The sequence below is a fragment of the Shewanella sp. 10N.286.52.B9 genome (assembly GCF_002873635.1).
In the GTDB taxonomy this organism is placed as follows: domain Bacteria; phylum Pseudomonadota; class Gammaproteobacteria; order Enterobacterales; family Shewanellaceae; genus Shewanella.
The window spans coordinates 1-8,809 of sequence record NZ_MCTY01000196.1 but is presented as its reverse complement, the minus strand read 5'-3'; the positions used below and the strand labels follow the sequence as shown (position 1 = coordinate 8,809).

The window sequence follows — 8,809 nt, the reverse complement described above, 5'->3', positions numbered from 1 at the left end:
GAGTATATTAATGAGACTGAGTCAGTTTATAAAGCCAATGAATAGGTAGCTGGCTAGAATCACTGCTACCCAAAGCACCATGTTGCCAGATGGATAGTCGCTCGAGATAAAGCTCCCCCCCCCTTTGTATTGGCGCGCTAAAAACTGCTGACATTGGTCTAACTTCCCACGAATTGATTGACGAATTTCGCCATCCACTTTCCAAATGACTGCAAATATGCGCTGCAGTGCATTAGGCACTAAGCGCCTGTATACCCAATCTACATCAAGGTGAGTAGAGCGAAGCTCTGGTGGATATTTACCTTTGAGATTGAGCCAAACGAACGCTAATGCTGAAAACAGTAATAACTGAGTCTGAGCGAGTACATGGGTCGCATCATATGGGTTGTAACCCGTATCGTATGGCAGCAGAGAATAAAGCGCTGCAGGATAAATACCAATACCAATACATAGACAGGCAGCGATAAACATTGCTGTTAACATATTGAGCGGTGGATCGTTGGCTCGAATACCCGAGTCATGGGCAAAGAAGGCAAAGTAAGGGATTTTGATCCCCGCGTGATGAAAAACACCTGCTGACGCAAACAGTAGCATTAACCAGACCCAGTCATGGCCAGTTTCCATTGCGGCAGACATCACCATGGATTTACTGACAAAACCGCTAAACAGAGGGAATGCAGAAATGGAGGCCGCACCAACAATACACAGTATCGTGGTTTTTGGCATGGTCTTATAAAGGCCGCCGAGATCGGAGCCATTTATACGCCCTGTCATATGCAGTACGGCGCCCATACTCATAAACAACAAGCCTTTAAAAATGACATCGTTAAAAGCATGAGACACTGCACCATTTAATGCCAGCGAAGTCCCGATCCCGATGCCGACGACCATAAAGCCTACTTGGTTAATCAAACTATAGGCAAGCACTCGGCGAAGATCGTTTTCAATCACCGCAAAGAAGATTGGGAAACAGGTCATTGTAGCGCCAATGTATATCAGCAACTCAGTGCCAGGGTAAGCCCGAGCAAGTGCATAAACCGCCACTTTAGTGGTAAATGCGCTGAGTAACACTGTACCGGTCGGCGTCGCTTCAGGGTAAGCGTCGGTAAGCCAAGTGTGAGCAAAAGGAAAAGCACACTTAATACCGAAGGCAATAAAGATAAGCCATCCTGCAATGCTATCTAGGCCGATATAGTCAAAGGCTAGGCTACCGGTTTCAGAGATATAAAACAGCGCACCTATCAGCAAAATAACCCCAGAGAGAACCTGCATGATGAGGTAGCGCATTCCCGCGCTATATGCTGCTGGAGTACGACGAGCCCAAACTAGAAATACTGAGGTAAATGCCAACAGCTCCCAGAACACAAACAAGGTAAGTAAATCACCCGCAAACACCGCACCAATAGCGCTACCTGCGTACAGCATAGCGGCAACTTGTTGCACTGTATCTTTAACGTGCAATGAGTAGACGATGCCAATAAATGCGGCAATATGGAAAATATAGCCAAACATCAGGCTTAATTTATCTGCGCGATAAGGGATTAATTCATAGTCTAAAAACATCAATTGCAAATGGACGCCTTCTGGCACAGTCCACAAATGCAATCCGCTGATCACTGGAATCGCTATCATCAAGGCACCGCACAGCTTTCCACGAGTTGTAGCAGCAATCAATCCGCCAATGATAAACAGCACAAACGGCGGTAACTCAAGCATCCACATTGCGATCACCTTTATTGTTAGCTTCTTTGGCGCGGCCATCGCTGACGTCGACTATTTCAATTTTGCTATTATCAAGCTCTTCAACGGGTCCATAATAATCTTCTGGGCGCATCAAAAAGGTACGCATCCAGCTGGCGACTATGACCAAGATGACGCAGCCGACAAAGCCATAGATAGGATAAAACGCTGGCAGGTTTTCCCAGCTATGATAAACATGGCGATGAATAACAAAATCAAGTGCCACAAGCAATGCACAACAGGTATATAACAGGTATAAAACCCGCTGAATGTTTTTCGGTTTATCAAAGAGATATTGCTTCTCATTGTCCATGGCTAACTCCAGATACAGTCAAGATAGCTTTCGCCAACTCATAAACGGGCTGTGGATGGATGAACATAATCAAGCAGCCTAGGGATGTGATAATTAATGCGATTAATGAAGCCATTGGTGCTTCTTTAATATCTGTACTTGATGACTTATACCCTTTACCGGGGAAAAACGCATGGTAAGGAATAGGTAGTAGGTAGGCGATGTTGAGTAATGAACTGAGCATTAAAGCAACCATGACAACCCAATAGCCGGTTTCAATAGTGCCCATCAATAGGAACCATTTACTCCATGTCCCTCCGGCTGGTGGAACGCCGATAATGCTAAGGCTGGCAATAAAAAAAGCGCCCATGGTGATTGGCATGGCAAAACCTAAGCCGCGCATTTCGCTTACCTTAGATTTATGGCTAGCCACCAAAATGGCGCCAGCACAAAAGAATAGGGTAATTTTGCCAAAGGCATGGGAGGCAATATGCATTGAACTACCAATCACACCCGATGAAGTAGCTAGCAGTGCCCCAATAGTGATATAGCCGAGTTGGCTCACTGTTGAGTAGGCCAATCTGGCTTTTAAGTTGTCTTGTCGCATCGCCACGATTGAAGCTAAGAGCACTGAAAGGGTAGCTAAATAAAGTAAAAATTCAGTAGTTGGTAATTGGGGGAGTAGGTCGAGTCCAAAAATGAAAATACACACCTTCAATACCGTAAATACCCCTGCTTTTACTACCGCTACAGCATGAAGCAGGGCGCTGACCGGTGTTGGTGCCACCATCGCTGCGGGTAGCCAGCGATGAAATGGCATAATGGCAGCCTTACCAATGCCAAATATAAATAGCATTAGGATTATGCCTGCAATGGTGGTATCCACATCGGGATCAAATACGCCGCCTGCTGTAAATTCAAGGGTGCCAGTCACAAACCAAGTTAAGATGATGGCCAGTAAGAAAAAGGCGATAGAGGTAGTGAGCAAGATACCGAGGTAGACACGGCCACCTTGTTTGGCCTTGTCTGTACCTGCGTGAGTCACCAGCGGATAGGTTGATAGAGTGAGCACTTCGTAAAAGATAAACAGAGTAAACAGGTTGGCTGAAAAGGCGAGCCCCATCACTGCACTAATCGCCAAAGCGAAACAGATATAAAAGCGAGTTTGGTTATCCTCATTATGGTCACGCATATAGCCGATGGCGTAAATGGTGGTGATTAGCCAAAGAAAACTGGCAATGAGAGCAAACAGCATACCGAGCGGTTCTACGACAAAACTCACCTCTAAATCAGGCATCAGCTCCCACCATGAGACCTCAATACTGGCACCAGCCATGAGGGCTTGGTAGATATTGATTACGCAGTAAAGCACCATAAGGCTGATACTGATGGTGATAGCCTCACGCAGGTTAGGTTTCTTTCCTGTTGCTGCAATTGCAAAGGTTGCCAGTAAAGGCAATAAGATAGTTAGCTGTAACATCAGCGGCAAAGATGGATTCATGGGGTTATTCCAAACAAACTTTGAGAAGCCGCCTGTGCAACTTGCACGCTTAGGCGAGTATCTATACCGAAATAAATATTAGCGAAAATGAGCGCCCAAATAGGGGCGAGGAAGGTCCAAGGCGCCTCTTTGACAGTTTCACACCCATTAAGTGGCGGCTTGAAGTAAGCCATTTCTACAATACGCCAGATATAGATAATCGCCAGCAGTGATCCCAATAGAATAAGAACGGCCACTGGCCACATACCAGCCTCAACACTGGCGATAAGCAGATACCATTTACTGACAAAACCGACGGTCAATGGCACACCAATCAAACTGAGCCCACCAATAACGATGGCTGACATGGTCAATGGCATTTGTTTACCTAGGCCTTGGAACTGTTTGAGCTGGACGCTGCCAATGCGGTACATTACAGCGCCTAATGCTAAAAACAGCGCGCCTTTCATTAAGGCATGGTTAAACAAATGTAGTAAGGTGGCCATAATGCCGGTACTGGTATTAATCGAGTAGCCAATGATCATATATCCCACCTGAGCGATACTTGAGTAAGCTAAGATGTGTTTCACATTTTGCTGATAAATAGCCGTGATAGATGCGGCAAAAACACCTATAAGACCAAGCACCATTAAAATACTTTGCAGGGGCAGGGTGGTGAATGAGAAAGAGATGCCAAGTACGGTAAAAGTAAAACGAATGAGCAGATACACAGCAACCTTAGTTGAGGTTGCTGCTAAAAATGCTGTCACAATTGAAGGTGCATAGGCATAAGCATTAGGTAGCCACAGGTGCAGTGGAAATAACGCCAGCTTTAAGCAGATCCCGACAATTAAAAAGGCGAATGCTGCAAATACTGTACGGGTGTGGCCAACATCAACTAACCTAACAGCTAAATCGCTCATGTTTAGCGTGCCCGTCATTTGATAGAGCATGCCAATACCAATCAAAATAAAGGTGGCACCAATGGTACCCATTATCAGGTATTGGTAGGCAGCCCACAGTGCTCGTCTATCTTTACCCAAGGCAATTAAGGCATAGGAGGACAGTGAGGAAATCTCTAAAAATACAAATACATTAAAGGCATCACCGGTTGCCACAATGCCGAACATGCCGGTTAAAGACAGCAGGTATAAGCTGTAAAATAAGGTGTGGCGGTCTTCGTCTAACTCTTTTTGTATGCTGGTGTTAGCGGCAAACAACACCACAGTACCTATGGTGGAGATGATTAGCAGTAAAAAGGCGTTCAGCTTATCGATGCGATATTCAATGCCCCAAGGTGCTTCCCAACCCCCAAGTTCATAGGTAATGGTGCCAGACTTCATGACCTCAATTAGTAATATTATGCTGTTGATACAGGTAGCACTGCACACCAATAAGGCAAATATCCACACAAGTTTGGAGCGATTTAGGAACCAGCATAGCGGGGCTGCCATTAGCGGCACCACAACTTGTAAAACAGGCAGGTGAGCTAACACTATGATTCGTCCTCGTTGAGCTGATCTTGTTTTTGGATCTCATCTTCTTCTATACAGCCATAGGCTTCTTTGATTCTGATCACCAGTGCTAGACCAAGCGCTGTGGTCGCAATGCCCACCACAATGGCAGTTAGAATTAACACATGGGGCAGCGGGTTAGAGTAATCACTGATCCCTTCAGCCAATATCGGTGCGCTACCACGCTCGACCATGCCGACACTGATATAAAAAATAAACACTGAGGTTTGAAAAATGGTGAGTCCAACTAACTTCTTAACCAAGTTTCCATGGGCGATAACGATATAAAAGCCAATCATCATCAACAATACGACGATCCAATAGTTATAGAGTCCGAGAAACATCCTGCTCCCCTTTTTTATCTGAGCTGTTTTTCTCAGCTTGAATTTGAGCCTGAGCTTGTCTGCGGCCATCAAAGTTGAAAAAGATGCTTAACATCACCGAAGCGACAGTGATGCCCACGCCTAATTCAATCAGCAGTATGCCTAAGTGCTGGCCATCAATCGGATTTTCAGCCAGTACGTTGTAATCTAAGAAGTTAGCCCCATTAATCATGGAAACAACTCCGACACTGGCATAGAGCAAAAGCCCAACAGCAGCAAGTAATTGAATTAGCGCCGGATTAAATACCTTTTTAGCGGTATCTAAACCAAATAGCATGGTATAAAGAATAATCGCAGCAGCGAAGATAACACCTGCTTGAAATCCGCCACCAGGCCCAAAGTCACCATGGAATTGTACATACAGTGCAAATAACAAGATTAAAGGAATAAGTGTTTTACTGACGATGCGCACCACCATGTGGCGCTCATGCATTTGTTCTTCTGTTGGCTCTTCAGATTGAATTTTTTTACGGCGACGAGGCAGTGATAACAGCGAAAGCACGCCAATACCTGCGGTAAAGATAACGGCTACTTCACCTAAAGTATCAAAGGCTCGGTAGCTCCCTAATACTGACGTCACAATATTAGGCACACCTACCTCGTCCATCGAGTCATGAATATAGCGCGGGGCAACATGTTGATGCACTGGCGCATCAACAGTGCCAAAATAAGGCATATCTAGGGTACCGTAGATCAGCATGCTACCAGTGACGAGTACAACAAACAGTGCAAGAAAGGGTTTATGCCGCTTTGGCGCCTCTTTTCGGCCAGTCATGGTAATGGCGGCTAGCATGAGTAAGCCTGATATGCCTGCACCTACAGACGCTTCGGTAAAGGCAACATCTACAGCGTCGAGTACCACAAAGAAACAGGCTGATAATAAGCCATAAATTCCGGTTAACATGACGACCGCTAATAGATCTCTCATGCGAACGATAGCGATGGCGATGACCACTAAAAAGATTAATAGTATTACATCTACTAAGGCTTCGATGGCTTGTTTCCTCCCTGAGGATCAGGCTTATCTTTTTGCGGTAATAGGCCATTATGTAATGCCGCTTTTGCTAAGGCATGACTAGCAGAAGGGTTGATAAAGAGTGTGAATACTAAAATCAATACCAACTTAATGAGTACTAAACCATTTGGGCTTTGCAGCATTAACCCTATCAGGATTGAGCTTGCACCTAAGGTATCGGTTACGCTTGCAGCGTGCATTCGGGTGTAAAAATCAGGGAAACGAATAATCCCTATACCACCAGAAAAACAAAGGAAGCTACCAATTAGCAGGCATAAACCACTGCTTATTTCGAGTAAGAGATTCATTTCTTCCTCTTCTTGGTTAAATGAGATTTATAGGGGGTCACTTTGAACTCGGCTGAGTCTGAATAGCGTAAAACGCCGATGACGCTGATAAAGTTAATGAGGGCATAAACAAGGGCGATATCGAGAAACTCTGGGCGTCCCATTAAAAAGCCCAATAGCGAAATAAGCAGTATGGCTTTAGTACCAAAAGAGTTGAAAGCTAATATTCGATCATAAAGCGTCGGGCCGGCAATACAGCGAATGATTGCCAGTAGCATAACAACGAGAATAGCGATGGTGGCAGTAGCTAACATTAGTCTTCAAGCTCCCTTACCCGGCGGTCCATCTCTCCGGCTTTTAGTGCGTCGATACCATCTTTATGTAAAGCATGAACAGTAAGCTTGTCATCAATTAAGTCTATCGCTACTGTGCCAGGGGTTAGGGTAATGGAGTTGGCGTAAATGACTTTATTAATATCTGAGCATTGGCGAGTGTCTATGGTAGTGAGTGTTGAAGAGATACTGCTGTTACCCAGCCAGATATGTTTAACCACACTAATATTAGATAAAATAACTTCTTTCACTAACCATATCGTATAGCCTGGCATATTGGCATTTAGACGGATTGGGTGCGTTTCTTGGTCGATAACATCCATTTTTTGGGCAATATAAAGCACCAGCATGATTGAGCCTGCACCCAGTGATAATAAAAGCGGGTTAGTGTAATTTGAGTTAATCCACCAAAATAGGGCTAAGGTTAATAACAGGCTAAGCCTATGGCTTGGAACAACGCCGCTTTTATTTTTTTGTGTCATATTATTTAATGCTTCGTGTTAGTTAACTCCAGTACAAAACCTGGCGAGTTTTAAGATTATTATGGTTAGCTTTTTACTCGTTAATCATTTTGCTCGCATGACGATTCATCAGCTAATGCTTGATATACTTGCCTGTGAAGGTCATTAAAAGAATCTGTAGATGGAGACAGTTGGTTAATTGTTCGATCGACTATCTGCTGAACCAGTTGTTCTCGAGTTATATCTGAGGGTATACATACGATTGTAGGTAGCTTTTTGGATGTCTGTGTACCAACTCGAGTGCGGTAAGCTCTGTCAGCAAATCCTTCGGTATTGTTTCTAAGTTCGTATTGCTGACTCGTATTTAATGCACCAGCAAGAAAGCCCTGAATATAGTAAGTACATGGCATAGCCGAAATGGTGGCTGATTCGTTATTTAGCGACTTACAAGATGATAGAACAAGTTTTTCTTCATTTTTAGCGTTATTTGAGGATGCGGAAAGCGAAAAAGTAACACTGAATGTAAATAGTACTAAGAGCTTTATGAGCGACATATAACCTCCTTTTATAATTCTATTAATTTTAATATCACCTAGTGAAATATTTCAGTGCAGTACTCTTTAGGCGACTTTGTTTAGCTTCGTATCATGCATTTCTTGCTTGCAATGATATTTCAAGATTATTACGTTGCGCAAAGCTGTTACTAGCAACATGCTGATTACTTTTTACTAACCAATACTCTTTATTTATAACATGAATTATCCAAATTTAAATGCTTAGTAAGTGTAAACTGTATATTTTTCTGATTTTGAGCAGGTTACACCAGCTATAGAAAGGCTCTAGCAAGGGCTACGCACTTGGTTATTGCTAATTTTACTCAGTTAAGGTTTTATATGACTTGTGGCTTTAGTGAGTATGTAAGTTTGAAAATAGAGTGAGGTTATTAGCTTGGTGAAGCTAACTTCTAGATCTAGTACTGGCTGACTGCCAATGGGTTTTTAACCGCTTCAAATTGCAACCTTTTTAAGCGCTTAGCCCCATCAATGAGTTTGAGAATAGGCTTCGGTGTTTAACTGACTTAGCTTGATAATACCTATGGTATAAAGGCGTTAAAGGTACATTGCTGACCCATAAATTTGTTAAAGGTGAAGTGCTTAATGAATTTGAGTTAAAGACGGCTCATGAATGTATCATTCAATACCGCCAACGTTTGACTGACATTAGCTGGTTTATGGGTTCCTTGAGTGAACCCATTACTAGAATGGCCAATAAAGAAGATAAGTGAACAGGCCGTTTTTGGGAAGG

At 43.6% G+C, this 8,809-nt stretch carries 10 protein-coding genes; all 10 read right to left on the bottom strand.

Annotated features, from left to right (window positions below; all coding sequences use genetic code 11):
* Window positions 1-21: 21 nt before the first annotated feature.
* On the bottom strand, window positions 22-1,722 hold the full coding sequence (locus BCU91_RS14945) for a Na(+)/H(+) antiporter subunit D (RefSeq protein WP_102531798.1): 1,701 nt from the start codon (window positions 1,720-1,722) through the stop codon (window positions 22-24).
* Window positions 1,709-2,053: a hypothetical protein gene (locus BCU91_RS14940; RefSeq protein ID WP_102531797.1), complete on the bottom strand. Its 345-nt coding sequence runs from the start codon at window positions 2,051-2,053 to the stop codon at window positions 1,709-1,711. Before BCU91_RS14940 ends, BCU91_RS14945 begins: the two co-directional genes overlap by 14 nt.
* Window positions 2,043-3,533, bottom strand: a complete 1,491-nt coding sequence (locus BCU91_RS14935; protein ID WP_102531796.1) for a monovalent cation/H+ antiporter subunit D family protein — start codon at window positions 3,531-3,533, stop codon at window positions 2,043-2,045. Before BCU91_RS14935 ends, BCU91_RS14940 begins: the two co-directional genes overlap by 11 nt.
* On the bottom strand, window positions 3,530-5,008 hold the full coding sequence (locus tag BCU91_RS14930; RefSeq protein ID WP_102440566.1) for a monovalent cation/H+ antiporter subunit D family protein: 1,479 nt from the start codon (window positions 5,006-5,008) through the stop codon (window positions 3,530-3,532). Before BCU91_RS14930 ends, BCU91_RS14935 begins: the two co-directional genes overlap by 4 nt.
* A complete protein-coding gene (locus BCU91_RS14925; protein WP_102440567.1) occupies window positions 5,008-5,370 on the bottom strand; it encodes a cation:proton antiporter subunit C in 363 nt (120 codons plus the stop codon). Before BCU91_RS14925 ends, BCU91_RS14930 begins: the two co-directional genes overlap by 1 nt.
* Window positions 5,351-6,364, bottom strand: coding sequence for a Na(+)/H(+) antiporter subunit B (locus tag BCU91_RS14920; protein WP_277869117.1), 1,014 nt, complete (start codon window positions 6,362-6,364; stop codon window positions 5,351-5,353). The genes BCU91_RS14925 and BCU91_RS14920 overlap by 20 nt, the downstream gene beginning before the upstream one ends.
* A gap of 26 nt (window positions 6,365-6,390) precedes the next feature.
* The gene (gene mnhG / locus BCU91_RS14915; protein WP_102440569.1) at window positions 6,391-6,732 is read right to left on the bottom strand and encodes a monovalent cation/H(+) antiporter subunit G; all 342 of its coding nucleotides are present in this window, start codon (window positions 6,730-6,732) and stop codon (window positions 6,391-6,393) included.
* The gene (locus tag BCU91_RS14910; protein ID WP_102440570.1) at window positions 6,729-7,025 is read right to left on the bottom strand and encodes a monovalent cation/H+ antiporter complex subunit F; all 297 of its coding nucleotides are present in this window, start codon (window positions 7,023-7,025) and stop codon (window positions 6,729-6,731) included. Before BCU91_RS14910 ends, mnhG begins: the two co-directional genes overlap by 4 nt.
* Window positions 7,025-7,525 carry a Na+/H+ antiporter subunit E gene (locus BCU91_RS14905; RefSeq protein WP_102440571.1) on the bottom strand — a complete coding sequence of 167 codons (501 nt, stop codon included), beginning with the start codon at window positions 7,523-7,525 and terminating at the stop codon, window positions 7,025-7,027. The genes BCU91_RS14910 and BCU91_RS14905 overlap by 1 nt, the downstream gene beginning before the upstream one ends.
* 80 nt (window positions 7,526-7,605) lie before the next feature.
* Window positions 7,606-8,058 (bottom strand): hypothetical protein, encoded by a 453-nt coding sequence (locus tag BCU91_RS14900; protein ID WP_102531795.1) that lies wholly within the window; start codon window positions 8,056-8,058, stop codon window positions 7,606-7,608.
* Window positions 8,059-8,809 lie beyond the last annotated feature (751 nt).

Bases quoted from the DNA above. Each gene is read 5' to 3' on its own strand.
- BCU91_RS14910 (WP_102440570.1), bottom strand. From the start codon at position 7,025: ATGTTAGCTACTGCCACCATCGCTATTCTCGTTGTTATGCTACTGGCA.
- BCU91_RS14925 (WP_102440567.1), bottom strand. From the start codon at position 5,370: ATGTTTCTCGGACTCTATAACTATTGGATCGTCGTATTGTTGATGATG.
- BCU91_RS14945 (WP_102531798.1), bottom strand. From the start codon at position 1,722: ATGTGGATGCTTGAGTTACCGCCGTTTGTGCTGTTTATCATTGGCGGA.
- mnhG (WP_102440569.1), bottom strand. From the start codon at position 6,732: ATGAATCTCTTACTCGAAATAAGCAGTGGTTTATGCCTGCTAATTGGT.
- BCU91_RS14900 (WP_102531795.1), bottom strand. From the start codon at position 8,058: ATGTCGCTCATAAAGCTCTTAGTACTATTTACATTCAGTGTTACTTTT.
- BCU91_RS14940 (WP_102531797.1), bottom strand. From the start codon at position 2,053: ATGGACAATGAGAAGCAATATCTCTTTGATAAACCGAAAAACATTCAG.
- BCU91_RS14905 (WP_102440571.1), bottom strand. From the start codon at position 7,525: ATGACACAAAAAAATAAAAGCGGCGTTGTTCCAAGCCATAGGCTTAGC.
- BCU91_RS14935 (WP_102531796.1), bottom strand. From the start codon at position 3,533: ATGAATCCATCTTTGCCGCTGATGTTACAGCTAACTATCTTATTGCCT.